The sequence below is a fragment of the Polaribacter sp. AHE13PA genome (assembly GCF_019278505.1).
GTDB lineage: Bacteria > Bacteroidota > Bacteroidia > Flavobacteriales > Flavobacteriaceae > Polaribacter.
Genome location: NZ_CP058985.1, coordinates 2156926 through 2176358 on the forward strand (window position 1 = coordinate 2156926; position 19433 = coordinate 2176358).

Annotated in this window: 14 protein-coding genes; 3 read left to right on the top strand and 11 right to left on the bottom strand. The window is 31.7% G+C overall.

Annotation, left to right across the window (positions count from 1 at the left end; genetic code table 11):
• The first annotated feature begins 1 nt into the window (after position 1).
• Positions 2-973, top strand: coding sequence for a bile acid:sodium symporter family protein (locus tag H0I28_RS09495; RefSeq protein ID WP_218758945.1), 972 nt, complete (start codon positions 2-4; stop codon positions 971-973).
• A gap of 32 nt (positions 974-1005) precedes the next feature.
• Here H0I28_RS09495 and rsmG read toward each other — a convergent pair whose 3' ends face one another.
• On the bottom strand, positions 1006-1635 hold the full coding sequence (gene rsmG / locus H0I28_RS09500) for a 16S rRNA (guanine(527)-N(7))-methyltransferase RsmG (protein ID WP_218758946.1): 630 nt from the start codon (positions 1633-1635) through the stop codon (positions 1006-1008).
• Positions 1636-1756: 121 nt separating this feature from the next.
• Between rsmG and H0I28_RS09505 the strand changes: the two genes are divergently transcribed.
• The gene (locus tag H0I28_RS09505) at positions 1757-2848 is read left to right on the top strand and encodes an acyl-CoA desaturase (protein WP_218731235.1); all 1092 of its coding nucleotides are present in this window, start codon (positions 1757-1759) and stop codon (positions 2846-2848) included.
• Between the two features lie 26 nt (positions 2849-2874).
• Entirely contained in the window at positions 2875-4062 is a 1188-nt protein-coding gene (locus tag H0I28_RS09510; protein ID WP_218731236.1) for a pyridoxal phosphate-dependent aminotransferase, read from the top strand.
• 817 nt (positions 4063-4879) lie between these two features.
• On the opposite strand, the gene H0I28_RS09515 is transcribed toward H0I28_RS09510, so the two are convergent.
• The 10 genes from H0I28_RS09515 to H0I28_RS09560 all read right to left on the bottom strand — a co-directional run bounded on the left by H0I28_RS09515 (position 4880) and on the right by H0I28_RS09560 (position 19432).
• Positions 4880-7528 (bottom strand): T9SS type A sorting domain-containing protein, encoded by a 2649-nt coding sequence (locus tag H0I28_RS09515; protein ID WP_218758947.1) that lies wholly within the window; start codon positions 7526-7528, stop codon positions 4880-4882.
• 187 nt (positions 7529-7715) lie between these two features.
• Entirely contained in the window at positions 7716-9569 is a 1854-nt protein-coding gene (gene ftsZ / locus H0I28_RS09520; protein WP_218758948.1) for a cell division protein FtsZ, read from the bottom strand.
• 64 nt (positions 9570-9633) lie between these two features.
• Positions 9634-10989 carry a cell division protein FtsA gene (ftsA, locus tag H0I28_RS09525; RefSeq protein ID WP_218731239.1) on the bottom strand — a complete coding sequence of 452 codons (1356 nt, stop codon included), beginning with the start codon at positions 10987-10989 and terminating at the stop codon, positions 9634-9636.
• Positions 10990-10995: 6 nt separating this feature from the next.
• Positions 10996-11721 (bottom strand): cell division protein FtsQ/DivIB, encoded by a 726-nt coding sequence (locus H0I28_RS09530; protein ID WP_218758949.1) that lies wholly within the window; start codon positions 11719-11721, stop codon positions 10996-10998.
• Positions 11711-13063, bottom strand: coding sequence for a UDP-N-acetylmuramate--L-alanine ligase (gene murC, locus H0I28_RS09535; RefSeq protein WP_218758950.1), 1353 nt, complete (start codon positions 13061-13063; stop codon positions 11711-11713). Before murC ends, H0I28_RS09530 begins: the two co-directional genes overlap by 11 nt.
• Positions 13060-14154, bottom strand: coding sequence for an undecaprenyldiphospho-muramoylpentapeptide beta-N-acetylglucosaminyltransferase (gene murG / locus H0I28_RS09540; protein WP_218758951.1), 1095 nt, complete (start codon positions 14152-14154; stop codon positions 13060-13062). Before murG ends, murC begins: the two co-directional genes overlap by 4 nt.
• Entirely contained in the window at positions 14138-15322 is a 1185-nt protein-coding gene (locus H0I28_RS09545) for an FtsW/RodA/SpoVE family cell cycle protein (RefSeq protein ID WP_218758952.1), read from the bottom strand. The genes murG and H0I28_RS09545 overlap by 17 nt, the downstream gene beginning before the upstream one ends.
• A 79-nt stretch (positions 15323-15401) precedes the next feature.
• Positions 15402-16736: a UDP-N-acetylmuramoyl-L-alanine--D-glutamate ligase gene (gene murD / locus H0I28_RS09550; RefSeq protein ID WP_218758953.1), complete on the bottom strand. Its 1335-nt coding sequence runs from the start codon at positions 16734-16736 to the stop codon at positions 15402-15404.
• A complete protein-coding gene (gene mraY, locus H0I28_RS09555; RefSeq protein ID WP_218758954.1) occupies positions 16737-17963 on the bottom strand; it encodes a phospho-N-acetylmuramoyl-pentapeptide-transferase in 1227 nt (408 codons plus the stop codon).
• A gap of 2 nt (positions 17964-17965) precedes the next feature.
• On the bottom strand, positions 17966-19432 hold the full coding sequence (locus tag H0I28_RS09560) for a UDP-N-acetylmuramoyl-L-alanyl-D-glutamate--2,6-diaminopimelate ligase (protein WP_218755178.1): 1467 nt from the start codon (positions 19430-19432) through the stop codon (positions 17966-17968).
• Position 19433 lies beyond the last annotated feature (1 nt).

Sequence of the window (19433 nt, forward strand, 5' to 3'; positions counted from 1 at the left end):
TATGAACATAAAGATTGATAAGTTTGTAGCTTCTATCATCATCGTAATACTACTAGCGTATCTATTTCCGCAATGGGGAACACAAGAAAATAAATTCCCAATCAACACTATTAGTTCTATTGGTATTTCACTTATTTTCTTTTTCTATGGACTAAAATTAAGTCCGAGTAAGTTAAAAGCAGGACTCAAAAACTGGAAATTACATGTTTTGGTACAGATATCTACTTTTTTAATTTTTCCAATACTTGTTTTATTGCTACACCCATTTATTCAAAACCAAGAACAAGAAACCATTTGGTTAGCTTTCTTCTTCTTAGCTGCTTTACCGTCTACCGTATCCTCTTCTGTAGTTATGGTTTCTATGGCAAAAGGAAACATACCAGGAGCCATTTTTAATGCAAGCATTTCTGGCATTATTGGTATTGCCATCACTCCATTATGGATGGGATTATTTGTAAATGAAATTCAATCTGATTTTGATTTTACCGATATCTACCTTAAATTGATTTTGCAAATAATTGTACCTGTAGTAATAGGTCTTTTTTTACAACGGTTTTTGGGTGCTTTTGTACAAAAACATAACAGTAAACTTACTCTTTTTGATAAATCTATTATCCTTTTAATTATTTACAAAAGTTTTGCAGAATCTTTTGAAGGAAACATATTTAGAGCTGTTTCTTTTGTAGACTTAATGCTAATTCTAGTTGGTGTTATTGTCTTATTTAGTCTTGCTTTTTTTCTCACCGGGTTTTTATCAAAAAAACTACAACTAGATACAAAAGATCAAATTACAGCACAGTTTTGTGGTACAAAAAAATCTTTAGTACATGGTACGGTTTTTTCTAAAATAATCTTTGGTAATATGGCGGCTATTGGTATTATTTTATTGCCATTGATGCTATTTCATGCAACTCAAATTTTAATAATTAGTGTTGTGGCAACAAAAAAGGCTGCTAAAAATAGCAACCTTTAAAATCTAAATTATAGTTAATTTCTTAAAGAAATTTACACTTTATACTTCATTCCTAAATGAACTACTTTCTTGGTTTCATAGAAATCTTCATCAAAAAAGTCAGGTAAATCATAAATTGTGGCAGAAGTGTATAGTTTCAATTCTTCTGACAAATCGCCTCCTTTTAAATATAAAATCCCATTTTTTAAATCGTGATTTTGTTTTTTAGCAATTCTTCCTTTAGTCCACCCTACAAACGTTTCCATTTGCGCTACTGCTCTACTTACAATAAAATCATAAGTTTCTTTTATCTCTTCTACTCTACAGTTAGAGGTTTTTACGTTTGTTAAACCTAAACCAGCAACAACTTCATTTACTACTTTTATCTTTTTACCAATAGAATCTACCAAATGAAACTGCGTTTCTGGAAACAGAATTGCTAACGGAATTCCAGGAAAACCTCCACCAGTACCAACATCCATTACTTTAGACCCAGGTTTAAATTGCACCACTTTTGCTATTGCTAAAGAATGTAAAACATGGCGTAAATACAATTCGTCTATGTCTTTTCTAGAAACAACGTTTATTTTTAAATTCCAATCTTGGTATAATTCTTGAAGTTTAGAAAACTGTTCTATTTGAGTTGGGGTTAAGTCCTTAAAATACTTGAGTATAATTTCCATTAATAAATAAATTTGAATTGCAAAAATAGTTATTTGTATTGGAACAATTCTAAACAAAAACTGACGTTTATCATAAAATTCCATTTCAAAAAGTATATTTTTGCAGATTATAAACATATAAATGAAAACAATAAACTTTTCAAGAGTAGATAAAGCTAAATTCTTTAGAACTCTAAACAAAAGAGTAAATACATATTTTAAAGAAAACGAAATCAAAAAAACAGGAAACTGGAAATTGTACACAAAAGCAATTATCATGTTTTCGCTATTCTTGGTTCCTTTTATTTTAATTCTAACGGTTACTATGCCACAATGGGTAATGGCACTTTTAATGGTGATTACAGGAATAGGAATGGCTGGAGTTGGTATGAATGTAATGCACGATGCCAATCATGATTCTTTTTCTAAAAGAAAATGGGTTAATAAATTAATGGGAAGCAGTATTTATATTCTTGCTGGAAACGTGTATAACTGGAAAGTACAACACAACGTTTTACACCACACTTTTACAAATGTAGAAGGACATGATGAAGATATCGATGCAGGACGAATTATTCGTTTTTCTCAACACTCGTCATGGTTACCAATTCATAAAATCCAGAAATATTATTCTATCTTTTTATACGGATTATTAACAATAAACTGGGCTATTACAACAGATATTAAGCAAATGCATCGTTATTTAAAACGTAAATTATCTTATGGTAAATTTCCAAATCCTACAACAGAATGGACAAAATTAGTCATTTCTAAAATAGCTTATTATTCTCTTTGGATTGTTTTACCGCTATTAGTTTTAGACGTTGCTTGGTGGAAAATTTTAATCGGATTTTTTGTAATGCATTATACCGCGGGTATGATTTTAAGTTTGGTTTTTCAATTAGCACATATTGTACCAAATACAGAAATGCCTTTACCAGATAAAGATGGTAATTTAGAGCACACTTGGGCAGTCCACCAATTATACACAACATCTAACTTTGCCCCTAGTAACTGGTTGGTAAACTTCTATACAGGAGGATTAAATCATCAAGTTGAACATCATATTTTTCCGCATATTTCTCATGTACATTATGATAAATTAGCTAAAATTGTAAAAGAAACGGCCAAAGAATTTAATTTGCCTTATAACGAATACGACACCATGCGTAAAGCAATTATAGAACATTTTAGACATTTGGGAGTTTTGGGTAAAAACCCTGAAATAGCATAAGTAAAACAACAACAACTAACAGTAAGATGAAAAATCCATTATCGGACAGAATTAACAGTTTACCTGTATCTCAAACTTTAGCAATGGCTGCTAAAGCAAGAGAACTAAGAGCAGAAGGAAAAGATATTATAGGTTTAAGTTTGGGAGAACCAGATTTTAATACACCAGATTTTATTAAAGACGCTGCAATTGAAGCTATCAATCAAAATTATAATTCGTATTCTCCAGTAGATGGATATGCAGATTTAAAAGAAGCTATTTGTACCAAGTTTAAGCGCGATAACGACTTAGTTTACAAACCAAGTCAAGTTGTTGTTTCTACAGGAGCAAAACAATCTATTGCAAACATTGCACAGGTATTATTAAACCCAGGTGATGAAGTTTTATTACCTGCACCTTATTGGGTTAGCTACTCTGCAATTGCAATTTTATGCGAAGCAACGTATGTAGAAATTCCTTCTTCTATAGAGAATGATTTTAAAATTACTCCAGAGCAGTTAGAAGCTTCTATTACGCCTAAAACAAAAATGATTTTCTTTAACTCGCCAAACAACCCAAGTGGAACTATTTATAGTGAAGCAGAATACAGAGCGTTGGCAGCAGTTTTAGAAAAACACCCACAGATTTTTATCTTATCAGATGAAATCTATGAACATATCAATTACGAAACAAAACCATTTAGTTTTGCTGCAATTGAAAGCATGTACGATAGAACTATTACCGTAAACGGTTTAGCAAAAGCATTTGCTATGACAGGTTGGAGAATTGGTTATATTGGTGCTCCAGAATGGATTGCAAAAGCATGTACAAAAATGCAAGGGCAAATTACTTCTGGTACAAACTGTATCGCTCAAAGAGCAGCAATTACAGCTGTTTTAGCGCCAGTTTCTAAAATTCAATATATGGTAGATGAGTTTAAAACTCGTAGAGATATCATTATTGGATTATTAAGAGAAATAGACGGATTTAAAGTAAATGTTCCTGAAGGTGCTTTTTACGTTTTTCCAGATGTTTCTGCTTTTTTCGGTAAAACTATCAACGGATATAAAATTGAAACTGCAAGTGATTTCTCTTTATTCATTTTAGAGAGAGCAAATGTTGCAACTGTAACTGGTGAAGCTTTTGGTACACCAAACTGTATTAGAATTTCTTATGCAGCATCAGAATTACAAATTAGAGAAGCAATCAAGAGAATTAAAGAAGCATTAAGCTAGTCTTAAACTGTCATTCTAAATTTATTTCAGAATCTGAAACAAGTTCAGACTGACAAGGCAGTTATTTATCAATATAAAATCCATCTTTTTTAGATGGATTTTTTTTGTTTGGGCGTGCCCTAAAGGTCAGGCTATCCGCACTCGCTTCACGCTAAAAAGCGTGAGAGCTCAAACAATTGCTACTATCCTTCACGCAAGCTTGTTTGATCTATATTAATACCAAATAAATATAAAATGATTTAATTTATTTAGTATAATTAATTATAGAAAAGACTTTATATAAATTAAGACAAGTTTATTTTTTTTAATAATTGAACCTTGTAAAGAATCATAAAAAGTAAAAACCATATCTACAAATAAATATGGTTTTAGGTGAATTAGGGGGACAATATTGGGGGAATAAAATTGGGGGACAATTTGAACAATATTTCTTATACTTTTTTCTTTTATTACTGTAAATATACAATCGATTAAAACCTAACACATACACTTACAGACCATTAAACATTAACTAAAGATAAACGACAATTTTAATTCGTTAATTAAACATTTTAAAAAATAAAAATCATTTTAACCTTAGATAAAAACACTTAATCTATAACTCAACACACTTACATACAAATATCTAACATATTATTACCCTTTTTTATTCATTAAATATCATAAACTCTATCACTTTTCAACCCTATACAGGAACACAAAAATGAATGAAATAACAATAAAGAAACTTAAAACTTCCTTGAGTACACTTAAAAATAAAAGCCTCATAATTAAAAATAATTATGAGGCTTAAGAGTTAAAGAATAAGAAAAATGACTTACTCTATTATCAACTTTAGGGTTTTATAATTTCTAAAATCATTTCTAATTTTTATAAAATAGACACCGGGTTTTAAACCTTCTCTTAAAATAGAAACACTGTTATTTCCTATAGTCGTATTTTCTTTTGTTTTTCTAATTAATGCACCAGTTAAGTTGTAAACTTCAAAGTTTGTGATTGCATTCGTTTCTGAATAAAAACTTAATTCTGAACGATCTTTCATTGGGTTTGGCGTTAACAAAGCCTCATTTTCTGCAATAACTTCTGTTTCTACTCCAAGTACATTAGATGTAAACTCTATGTCTTTTAAACTCATTTCTTTATCTAAAACCACTACTCCATCCGAAGACATTGTAAAAACAATATTTACAGCATCAGATAAATCTATATTACCACCTGCAGCAGAAACAAAATGTGAAAAAGGAATTGCATAATGACTTTCTGTATCGTTTAACTTTACGGTAGTTCTAAATTGGTTTTCCCAAGCTCCTATGCTTTCTTTCACAATTGTAATTTCTACATCTCCAGTTCCTTTCGCATCTAATTCCAATGTAGAAAACATAGATAAGTCTACAGTTGTAAATCTTGGAGTAAAAGATCTAAAAGCAGAAACATACTCGCTTGTACTAGCTCTTAAAGCTATATTTCTCTCTACTCTATAACCATTTCCAGTATAAATATTATCATTTTGAGTAATCTCAAACTCATTAATTGTAGTTCCTTCAGGTGAATCATCACTTCCCCAAACACCATCAGACATAAATAAATCGTCTGGTGTTAAATTATACTCATTTTCTATTCTAAAACCAATATCAAAAATATTTCCTGTTTCAATAACTAAAGATTCTATGTAATTACCCGTTAAATCTATTGTATTATTAAAATACTCTGTATCTGACGTTTCTGTTCTTTTAAAACCGGCATCTATTACCACACTTTTGCTTCTTCTAACATTTATTAACTCTAATTCTAAAGTACCGTTAACATATTTACCTTTCTTTACAAACACAGGTGGTGGAGAAGACGTTTCATAATCTAAAATAGGTTTCTGAATTTCGAACAACGCCAAAGCCTCCTCTCCTAAGGTTAATAAATCGTCTACACTGTTAGACCAGATTTGAAAGTTGTAATAAGTAGCTCCCGCCTCGTATTTATCAATATTCCAATGACTGTCTATTTCAAAACTTTCTGCATCATTAATCAATCTTCCAGAAAAACTTAAAACAAATTCTTTAGTTCCATTACTGTTTTTTATGATAGACTTAATAAAATGTACACCTTCACCTTCTTGTTCCTCTTCTCCTTCTTCACTTTCTTGCTGAAAAAGTTCTATTGTAGAAACTGACAATAATTCGGCACCGAGCAATCTATCACAAATAAATTTAGTGTGTTCATAAACACCATTTTCTGTTTTAGTAGCCAACACAACTGCAATCGTTTCTCCATCTTTTACATAATCTACAGAGTAGAGTTCGGTAGCATTTGTAATTGCTATTAAATCTAAAGGTGATGATTCTACTGTTGTTGTACCAGCAATTACATCTAAAGGAATTAAATCTTTTAAATCGAAGTTTGTACTTTTAGCTGCAGATTTCTTATAATTTTTACTTTTTATAACTTTCTTAGCTTTTGATTTATCAAACTTATAATTTCCCTTTTTTCTTAAATAGTTTCTTTTATTAATTTGCTGGGAAAGACGATCATTACTTTCTAAACCTCCATCATTACCACTAGAAACTTGTGGAGCTAATACAGGACATGCGGCTACACCAGAACATGCTGGATCATCACAATCTACAAGCCCATCTCCATCATCATCCAATCCATTAGCACAATCCTCTTGAGGCACTGGAGCTGTAGGACATCTCGCTCCATCATTAGAACTACTTGAAGGTCCGTACGCAAAAAGGTTAGAGTCTAAAGAGCTTCCTTCTTGTAATGTTTGTACACTTTGAATAACATATACAGTTCCTGTTTGGTTTGCTGATACATAAAATCGTCCTGAAGCATCAAAATAAACAGCACCATAGGTATAATTTAATCCGGCTAAAATTGGAACTTCTCCTAAATCAGTTATCTCACCTGTAGTAGCATTAATTCGATACAATATATTTGTCTTTTTTTCTACCGTATATAAATGACCATCAACAGCATTAAAAGCCCAATCATGCACAGAAATATTTTTTGATAAGGTATTTGTACTTACATATTTTGTGTAATTAGCAGATTCAGGATTTAAATCTATTTTAAAAAAACTAGTTCCACCACCTTTTAAAAAGTAAATCCCTTCCGAACTAACATCTCCAATATACCTGCTAGAAGTTGGTAACTCATCTATATAAAAAGTTTCTACATTAAAGTTTTTTCCAATTCTTACAATTGTTTTTGCAGGTGTACTTAATGATCCCCAAATATATCCATCCGCAGGATTGTATCCTACTGCATTAATAGATCCTGGGGTAATGTCTTCTTTTACAATATAAGAACTTCCAGAAGCTAAATCTAAAGCATAGATATCATTTCTTTGAAATAAATACGCATTGTAATCACAATTGAATGGTTCTTCTTGTGCATTAAAAGAAAAATTAATGATAATAACCCACAAAAAGGTTATTAGCTTAAAGTGTTTAGGTAGTTTTGATTTCATCTGTAAGTTTTTTTAACAAAGGTATTTTATTTCTACAAAAGCAATACTCTTTGGGGGTTTAATGGCGCTAAAGTATAGACCAACACTAAGATATGAAAAGATAAAGGTTTAACAAAACTTTATTATAGCATGAAGCCATATCTAAAAGATATGGCTTCATGTTATTTTTGGGGGAACTTATTAAAATTTAATCTACATTATCATGTAAAAAAGAATTATTAGATTTAAAACTAATTTCATCTGTATTCTTTTTAATTGATGTTTCTGTACTACTAATAGAACTATTTGTATCTAAGTTTATTCCTAGTCTTTTATAAGCTGGCTGACGCTCAATTTCATCAATATTTTTACTCATTTGATCATTGAACTTATAATTAAAACCTTTCATTGTTTTACGTCTCTCTTCAGCTCTTTTTTGCAACTCGGTAATTGTCAAATCTAAAGGAGAAACCTCTTCACTTTGTGTTTCTATTTGGTTAACTTCTGCTTGAGGTGCTCTTGTTTTTAGTTCGAAATTAACTTCTTCTTCAACACTTTTTTTTTCAACAATTCCAGAACTTTTACCAATCGTTGGCTGTGCATCAAAATCTTCTAAAACATAACGCTTTTCTACCACTTTTCTCTCAAATACAACCTCTTCTGCTTGTGTAGCTTCCATCTCGTTTACTTTAGGAGTTTCTACTTCTGCTTTCGGATTTAAAGGTAAATCAAACAATAAATGAGGCTGAACTGCTTTTGGCTCTTCTATAGCTTGTACTTCCTGAACTGGAGTTACATCTGTAATAACAAAATCATCCTCAGCGGCAACTTCTACTTCTACCTCATCATAATCAACCGCCATATTTACAATCTCATTGGTCGTTTTAACCAAGTTAGATTTTGGTGTTACTACTTCCTCTTCTAAAGTATGAACAACTTTTTCCTCTACAGCATTCGTTAACGGCTCGTTTAAAGAAGGCGCTTTAGTGATTGTTTTTTCGCTAAAATCATACGTCGCTTTTTGTTCATCCTCTAAGGTGTGAACAATTTTTTTTACCTCCGTATTTGTGATTGTACTTTGTTGATCTGCAGCAAAACCTGTAGCTACAATAGTTACAGCAATAGCATCACCCAACTCTTCATCTTCACCAATACCCATAATAATATTGGCATCATAACCCGCTTCATCTTGTATGTAATCGTTTATTTCACCAATTTCATCTAAGGTAACTTCATTAGTACCAGATACAATTAACAACAATACATTCTTTGCTCCTGTAATTTTATTATCGTTTAATAAAGGAGAATCTAATGCTTTAATAATAGCAGTTTTAGCTCTAGTTTGACCTTCTTCTTTTGCAGAACCCATAATTGCAGTTCCACTATTAGAAAGCACAGTTTTAGCATCATGTAAATCTATATTTTGTTTATAGTGATGCGTAATTACCTCTGCAATTCCACGAGAAGCTGTAGATAAAACCTCATCTGCTTTAGAGAAACCAGCTTTAAAACCAAGGTTTCCATAAACTTCACGAAGTTTATTATTATTTATGACAATTAGAGAATCAACATTTTGGCGCAATTGATCAATTCCTAACTGAGCTTGTTTAGCACGTCTTCTACCTTCAAAGGCAAAAGGCATCGTAACAATACCAACAGTAAGCACATCCATATCTTTTGCAATTTTTGCAATAATAGGAGCTGCTCCTGTACCAGTACCACCCCCCATACCAGCAGTAATAAATACCATTTTGGTTTGGGTATTCAGCATTTGCTGAATTTCTTGCATACTTTCTTTAGCTGCTTGTGCTCCCACTTCTGGATTTGCACCTGCACCTAAACCAGAAGTTAAACTTACTCCTAATTGAATTTTATTAGGAACAGGACTGTTTTCTAAAGCCTGTGCATCTGTATTACAGATTACAAAGTCTACTCCTTTAATTTGTTGTGTAAACATGTGGTTTACTGCGTTGCTACCGCCTCCACCAACTCCAATTACCTTAATTGTGTTAGATTGTGTCTTAGGCATGTCAAATGAAATGTTATCGAATTCTGCGCTCATAATAACCGATATATTGTTTATTATTATTTTTTTGATTTTTGTTCTCTTTTCTTAATCTCAATCTTTATTCTGCGTTGTCCAAAAAATCTTTTAAACTTTCTGTAAACTTTTCAAAAAACGATTTCTTTTTAGGTTTTCGTTCTTTTTCTACTTCAACTACAGGTGGTCTTTCTTCTATAGGTTGTTCTTTATATTCATCAACAACTGGTTCTATAACCTCCTCCTCAATTACTTCTTGCTCTTCTTCTACAACAGGTTTTTGTTTTTCTAAACCTTCCATCAATAAACCAACGGTAGTAGCAAAAGCTGGACTAGATAAAAGTTCATCAGATTCTCCTGCCAAATGTTCATTAGGATATCCAATTCTTGCATCCATGCCTGTTATATACTCTACCAACTGGCGTAAGTGCTTTAATTGTGCACCACCACCTGTTAACACAATACCTCCAATTAGTTTCCCTTTTGCAGTTTCATGTCCGTAATTTTTTATCTCTAAATACACATGCTCAATAATTTCCTGAACTCTTGCATGTATAATTCTTGATAAATTCTTTAAAGTAATTTCTTTAGGTTCTCTACCTCTTAAACCAGGTATAGAAACTATTTCTGTTTCTTTATTTTCTCCAGGCCATGCAGAACCAAACTTTATTTTCAATAATTCTGCTTGCTTTTCTATAATAGAACAGCCCTCTTTAATATCTTCTGTAATTACATTTCCTCCAAAAGGGATAACTGCTGTATGTCTAATAATTCCGTCTTTAAAAATAGCTAAATCAGTTGTTCCACCACCAATATCAATCAATGCAACTCCTGCTTCTTTTTCTTCCTGACTTAATACTGCATTTGCAGATGCTAAAGGTTCTAAGGTAATTTCACTTAAACCTAAACCTGCACTTTTAACACAACGCCCAATATTTCTAATAGAAGATACTTGCCCTACAACTACATGGAAATTCGCTTCTAAACGACCACCATACATACCTATTGGTTCTTTAATATCTGCTTGAGAATCTACTTTATATTCTTGTGGCAATACATGAATAATCTCTTCTCCTGGTAACATTACTAATTTATGAACCTGATTTATTAAATCTTCAATATCGTTGTCATCTATTACCTCATCAGCATTATTTCTTGTAATATAATCACTATGGTGTAAACTACGAATATGTTGCCCAGCAATTCCGACAACAACTTCGTGAATCTTTAAACCAGAAACACTTTCTGCCTCTTCTACTGCTTGCTGAATAGACTGTATGGTTTGCGTAATATTACTTACAACACCACGTTTTACACCTAAACTTTTGGCTTTACCAATTCCTATAACTTCAATCTTGCCATATTCATTCTTGCGACCAATCATTGCTGCGATTTTGGTTGTACCAATATCTAAACCAATTGCTATTTTATTGTTCTCCATTTTGATTTATTTTGCGCACACAACTTGGTTGTGATATTTTAAATTAATCGTTTTATACTCTTCAATCGTTTTATCTTCAAATGTCTTGTTATAAAACGCTTTTAACTTCTTAAATTTCACATCAATTTCGGATAATTTTCCAAAATCAATTTTATAATTTCCACTTCTAACAGAAAATTGATACTCACCATCGTCGAATTTCTCTATTCCCACCACTTCTTTATGCAAAAAATCATCCTCTAAAATAAAGGATATTAATGGTAATAATTCTTTAACTTCTTCATCTTTTTTAACGCCAGAAACGAGCATTACTCTTGCTGAAAAATTATGAGACAAAGGTATTTTTACACCTTGTTTATCAACATAATAAGAATCTTTTTTATTTATAATTCTAGCAACAGGTGAACGTTGTTTTATGATCGTTTTTAGGGTCCCCGATATGGTTAAAAATACTGCTGCATTTTCAACATAAGGGTTTTCTGAAACCGTTTTTTCCAAACTGTATAAATTTATCACAGATTTCGCTTGGTTTTTCACAGTTGTATCATTTTGTATTAACAATTTATCAACCATAGAATGTGTCAAAAATTGATTATCTCCAGCCTCAAATTCTATGATAACTTCCGATACTTTTTTATTCGAATTTCTTTTTTTAGAAAAACTAGATAAAAAGGCCAAACCTCCTATTAACAAAAGGAATGCTATGTATTTAAAAAACTTCTTAAACCTCATTTCCTATTGCTTTTAAAAGTTCATTACTTACCTGATCAACCATTATACCAATATCACCCGCACCTAACATTACAACCACTTTTGCTGATGAATTTTTAATATCTTTTTCTAAATTATTTTTTTTAGTTAATTTTTTATTCTTACAGACAACTTTATTTAATAACCATTCAGAATCTACTCCGGCAATTGGTTCTTCTCTTGCAGGATAAACATCTAGCAATAAAACCTCATCGAATTTTGATAGCGCAGCAGCAAAATCTTCAATAAAATCTTTTGTTCTAGAAAATAAATGTGGCTGAAAAACAACCAATACTTTTTCGTTAGGATACATTTCTCTAACAGAACTTTCTACTGCATTTATCGCTGTTGGATGATGTGCATAATCATCAATCAAAACAAAATCGTTTGTTTTAATTTTATACGAAAATCTTCGCTTTACTCCTTTAAAATTTGATAACCGTTCTTTTATTACTTCTAAAGAAACTCCATAAACATCTGCCATAGCTATTGCCGCTAATGCATTCATAACATTATGCTGACCTGGTAAATGGAATTCAATATTTTTTATTTCTGATGATGGTGTTTTCACATCAAAAATATATGTACCGCTTTCTATTTTTAAGTTAAATGCTACATAATCCGCCTCCTCATTAATAGCATATCTTAACCCCTCTAAAGGCAAACCTTTTGCTACAATTAAAGTGTTTTCTACTTTGTTTGCAAACTCAATAAACGATTCGTTTAAAGCTTCTGAGTCTCCATAAATATCTAAATGATCTGCATCCATAGAGGTTATACATGCAATATTAGGACTCAACTTTAAGAAAGACCTATCAAACTCATCTGCTTCTACAACACTCACTTTATCATCTCCTAAAATTAGGTTAGAATTATAGTTTTCTGCAATTCCTCCTAAAAAGGAAGTTGCATTTACTTCATTCATAATATGACCTAAAATTGCAGAAGTAGTAGTTTTACCATGTGTCCCCGCAACCGCTAAACAGAAAGTTGTCTCTGTTATTTTCCCTAAAATTTCAGCTCTTTTTAAAACCGTAAAACCATTCTTTAAGAAGTAACTTAGTTCAGCATGATTTTTAGAAATTGCAGGAGTATACACTACCAACGTTTTTTCGGTATCTAAAAATGAAATAGGAATGTTTTTTACAGCATCTTTAAAGTGAATTTCAGCACCCAAATCTTCTAAACCTAAAGTAATTTGAGTTGCAATTTTATCATAACCAGCCACACTTTTCCCATTAGATGCAAAGTAACGAGCAATTGCACTCATTCCTATGCCTCCAATTCCGACAAAATAGACGTTATGTATGGTATTTAAATTCACTTTTTTAATAATTTTTCTACTTCATTAACAATATCTGTGGTTGCTCCTGGAAGTGCTAATTCCTTTATATTTTCTGACAAATTACTTTGTTTCCCTTTATCTTTTAATAACGTTTCAAAAACGATTGGAAATGTTTCCAATTCACTTTCCTTTAACAAAATTGCACCATGCTTATCTGCAATTGACTTTGCGTTTTTTGTTTGATGATCTTCCGACACATTTGGTGAAGGTATAAACAGTACTGGTTTACCTACAATACACAATTCGGAAACCGAACTTGCTCCTGCTCTAGAAATAATAATATCAGATGCTGCATAAGCAAAATCCATTCTATTTAAAAACTGATGTACCTGAACACCTTCTATTTCGTTGTATTTTTTATATTCTTCAAAATATAATTTACCACATTGCCAAATAACCTGAACACCTTGTTTTTTAAAGAATTCTAGATTAGCTTCTACCAATTGATTAATTTTTCTTGCTCCTAAACTACCTCCTAAAACTAAAATAGTTTTCTTATCTTTTTCTAATTTAAAAAACACTTTTCCTTCATCCGTTTTAGAATGAATAGATAATAAATCTTGACGAACAGGGTTTCCTGTTTTTACAATTTTATCTGCTGGAAAAAAACGTTCTAAATTGTCATAAGCAACACAAATTTTATGCGCTTTTTTACTTAATAATTTATTGGTTATTCCAGGAAACGAATTCTGTTCTTGTATTAACGTAGGAATTCCTTTTCTATTTGCCATTATTAAAGTTGGCCCACTGGCAAAACCACCTGTACCGATTGCTACATCTGGCTTAAATTTTCTAATAATTTTAGATGCATTCCATAAACTACTGATCAACTTAAAAGGAAAAGACAAATTGTCTATAGTTAACCTTCTTTGTATTCCAGAAATCCACAATCCTTTTATTTCATATCCCGCTTGCGGAACTTTTTCCATTTCCATTTTATCCTTTGCACCTACAAACAAAAATTTTGCATTCGGATAACGCAGCTTTAATTCATTTGCTATAGCTATTGCAGGATATATATGTCCACCTGTACCTCCTCCAGAGATTAATATATTAATCGAGTGTTTCATGAAGTATGTTTAAAGGGTTATCATCTAAAATATCTTCTTCTGTTTCATCTGTCGACGCACTTACACTTAAAATCATTCCCAATGCAAAACAGGTCATCCAAATAGAAGTACCTCCACTACTAATTAGCGGTAAAGTTTGCCCCGTTACTGGGAATAAATTGGTTGCAACCGCCATATTTATGGACGCTTGAAAAATAATAGGAAGTCCAACTCCCACCACCAACAAAGTCCCAAAAATTGTGGTTGTTTTTCTAATGACTACAAAAATTCTAAACAAAAGAATAAAATAGATAGACACTATTAAAAAACCACCAACTAAACCATATTCTTCTACAATTATCGCAAAAATAAAATCTGATGTAGATTGAGGTAAAAAGTTTTTTTGCACACTTTTACCAGGACCAACACCAAAAGTTTCACCCATTGCAATTGCAATTTTCGCTTTCTCTACTTGATACTGTTCTTTCCCTTCATCATCAGAAAAACTAGCGATTCTGTTTTCCCAAGTTTGAACTCTATTTGGCATTAAATCTGGAAATGCTTTGGCAGCTAAAATAAAAATTAACAACAAACCAATTCCTGCTCCTATTATAAATCCTAAGTACTTAACTGGATATCCACCAATAAAAGTTACAATTAAAATCATCGTGAAAATAATTGCCGTTGTAGAAAAGTTTGCCGGTAAAATTAAGATTAAAACAACTGCAACTGGCAACCATAATTGCCACAAGCTCTCTTTAAAACCAATTGTGTTATCTTTATTTCTAGACAAATACCTTGCTACATAAACCATTAACACTAAACCTGCCAAAGTAGAAGTCTGAAAACCAATTCCTCCAATACTAATCCATCTACTTGCATTTGCCCCTCCTATTGTTGTACCCTGAGATAGCGTATAAATCAATAAAAAAACAATTACAGGAAGCATGATAACTGAGCCACCAGAGAAAAACCTATAAGGCACTTTATGAACCCCATAAATAATGGCAAATCCCATTATTAACAGTACAATATGCTTTATCAAGTACCCAAAAGAAGAACCAGAACCAACAACATACTCCAAGTTTGTGCTTGCGCTATAAACTGGCATAAATGAGAATATTGCCAAAATAGCAACAATTGCCCAAATGGTTTTATCTCCTTTTATATATTGAAAAATGGTTTTCATTAAATAGTACTTAGATTTTTATAATATTAAACTTTATTTTATAATTAAACGCATAAACAATTACACGATTAAACAATTTTTACAAACTTCTTACTGCTTTCTTAAATTGACGACCTCTATCTTCATAGTTTTCAAACAAATCGAAACTAGCACATGCTGGTGACAATAAAACAGCTTCTCCACTTTCTGCTAATTTGTGAGATACTTTTACAGCTTCTTCTGCTCCTGCAGTTTCTACTATAATATCTACTACGTTTCCAAAAGTGTTTTTAATTTTATCGTTATCAACACCTAAACAAACAATTGCTTTTACTTTTTCTCTTACCAAAGGCAACAAATCATTATAATCATTCCCCTTATCTACACCACCAACTATCCAGATAGTGCTTTTGTCCATACATTCTAACGCATAATACGTTGCGTTTACGTTAGTAGCCTTAGAATCATTTATATATTCTACACCTCTAACTTTTGCCACATTTTCTAAACGATGCTCTGCTCCTTCAAAATCTTCTAAACTCTCTATTATAACTTGCTTTCTAGCTTTTAATAATTGAGCCGCCATAGTAGCTGCCATAGCATTTTTTGTATTATGTTTTCCTTTTACTGATAAAGTTGATAACGGCATGTTAATTTTGTCTTTATTTATATTGATAATAATATTGTTGTCTTTGATATACGCTCCATACTCTAATTCTTTTTCAAGCGAAAACGGAACTAATTTTGCGCTTGTTTTATGTTCTTTTAACCAATTATTGATGGCTTCATCATCTGCATCATAAATGAAATAATCGGCTGCTGTCTGATTCTTTGTAATTCTAAACTTTGAATCTATATATTTATTAAAATCGTATTCGTACCTATCTAAATGATCTGGTGTAATGTTTGTTAAAATTGCAATATGACTATTAAAACTCTCTATTCCATCTAACTGAAAACTACTTAACTCTAACACATAGTTTTCATAAGATTCTTCCGCAACTTGTTGTGCAAAACTGTCACCAATATTGCCTGCAACACCTACATTAAATCCTGCTTTTTTTAAAATATGATGCAGTAATAACGTTGTGGTTGTTTTTCCATTAGAACCTGTAATTCCTACAATAGTTGCGGCTATAAACTGCGCTGCAAATTCAATTTCTGAAACAACAGGAACTGAATTTTCTTTTAACTGCAGAATTAAAGCAACCGTATCTGGAATTCCAGGACTTTTCATCACTACATCAGCATTTAAAATTTTGCTTTCTGTATGTTGATTTTCCTCAAAATCGATCTCGTTATTTAAAAGAACTTCTTTATACTTTTTTGATATTCCGTTTTTATCCGAAACAAAGACTTCGTACCCTTTTTGTTTTCCTAAAAGCGCTGTACCAACACCACTTTCTCCTCCACCAAGAATTACAAGCCTTTTCATTTATCTTAATTTTAAAGTAACAATTGTAAATACAGCTAATAAGATTCCAATAATCCAAAAACGGACTACAATTTTACTTTCGTGATAGTTTGATTTTTGATAATGATGATGTAAAGGCGCCATCTTAAAAATTCTTCTACCTTCGCCAAATTTCTTTTTGGTATACTTAAACCAAGAAACCTGCATAATTACCGAAAGGTTTTCTATCACAAATATTCCTGCTAAAATTGGCAACAATAACTCTTTACGAATAGCTATTGCAATAACCGCTATAATTCCACCAATTGTTAAACTTCCCGTATCTCCCATAAAAACCTGAGCAGGAAACGTATTGTACCACAGAAAACCAATTAATGCTCCTGCAAACGCCAATATAAAAACAGTCATTTCACCAGAATCTGGTATGTACATTACATCTAAGTAATCTGCAAAAATGATATTCCCAGAAACCCATGCAAATACTGCTAAGGTTAGTACAATAATAGCAGACGAACCAGTAGCTAAACCGTCTATTCCATCTGTTAAATTGGCACCATTTGAAATTCCTGTTACAATAAAAACTGTAATAAATATGAATACAATCCATCCATATTTCTCATAGCCATCACCTAAAAAACTCAAGGCTTTAGAATACTCTAATTCGTTGTCTTTAAAAAATGGAACTGTAGTTTTTGTAGATTTATGCGCTTCTCCAAAAACAACTTTTCGTCCATCTTTATTTACTATTTGCTGCTCTTTTGGTAATTGTTCTTTTATAGTAACTCCATCATTAAAATACAACATAGAACCTACAATAATACCTAAACCAACCTGACCTAAAACCTTAAACTTACCACTTAAACCGCCTTTATCTTTTTTGAAAACTTTTATATAATCGTCTAAAAAACCAATTAATCCCATCCAAACGGTAGTGATAATCAATAAGATCACATAGACATTATCTAATTTAGCCAATAACAAAACAGGAATTAATGTTGCTAAAATGATAATAACACCACCCATTGTTGGCGTACCTGTTTTTTGTTTCTGCCCCTCTAAACCTAAATCCCTTACTGTTTCTCCTACTTGCTGGTTTCTTAAAAAATCTATAATTCTTCTACCATAAATGGTTGAAATTAATAATGATAAAATAAAAGCTCCCGCTGCTCTAAATGTGATAAACTGAAATAATCCAGCACCAGGGAAATCCATTATATTTTCTAAATATTCAAATAAATAATATAGCATTCTTAATTATTTTTTAATTGATTGAAACAGTTCTTTACTTCTTCTAAATCATCAAAATGAGCTCTCACTCCATTAATTTCTTGATAATTTTCATGTCCTTTTCCTGCTATTAAAATAATATCTCCTGTTTCAGAGAATTTGCAAGCAGTTTTAATTGCTTGTCTTCTGTCTAAAATTGACAATGTTTTTTTATAGTTCTCAGCTGCAACACCAACTTCCATTTCATCTAAAATAGTCTGTGCATTTTCTGTTCTAGGATTGTCTGATGTAAAAATCGCTTGACTACTTAACTGAGAAGCAATATGTGCCATTTTTGGTCTTTTCGTAACATCTCTATCACCACCACAACCAACTACTGTTATCAGTTTTTCATTACCGTTTCTAATATTATTAATCGTTTCTAACACGTTTTTTAAAGCATCTGGCGTATGTGCATAATCTACAATTGCCGTAACTCCATCACTTGAAATAACATACTCGAAACGACCACTTACATTTTCTAACTGACTGATAATTGTTAAAATTTCTAACTTTTCTAATCCCAATAATTCTGCTGTTGCAAAAATTGCCAACAAGTTAGATGCGTTAAACTGACCAATAAGCTTGGTCCAAACTTCTGTTTCGTTTATTTTTAAGAGTGTTCCAGAAAATTGCTTTTCTAAAATCTTAGCTCTATAATCTGCTAATGTTTTTAAAGCATAAGTTACTTTCTTAGCTTTTGTATTTTGCAACATAAAGTCGCCATTTTTATCATCGATATTAGTAAGCGCAAATGCTGACTTAGGCAACGAATCAAAAAATACTTTCTTTACATCTCTGTATTCTGAAAATGTTTTATGATAGTCTAAATGATCATGAGATAGGTTGGTAAAAATTCCACCAGCAAATGTTAATCCCTCTGTTCTTTTCTGATGAATTCCATGAGAACTCACCTCCATAAAACAATAATCTACACCTGCATCAATCATTTTATCTAAATAACTATTGATGGTAACAGAATCTGGAGTTGTATGTGTTGCCTTAAACTCAACATCATCAACTAAAATTTTCACTGTTGAAAGCAAACCTACTTTATAACCTGCTTTTTTAAACAATTGATACAAAAGTGATGCTATCGTAGTTTTACCATTTGTACCGGTAACACCTACTAACGGCATCTTTTTTGACGGATTTTCATAGAAATTAGACGCCATTATCGCCAAAGCAACATTAGCATCTGCAACTTCAATATAAGTAATTCCCGTTTTTTTATCCGCAGGAAAATCTTCACAAATAATTGCAACTGCACCTAAACTAATTGCTTTCTCAATATATAAATGCCCATCTACTGAGACTCCTTTTTGGGCAATAAAAACGTCATTCTTTTCAATTTTTCTAGAATCGAAAACAACAGCGTTTACCTCAATATCTGTACTTCCAAATACTTGATCAATAGCAACCTGATATAATATGTCTTTTAAATTCTTCAGT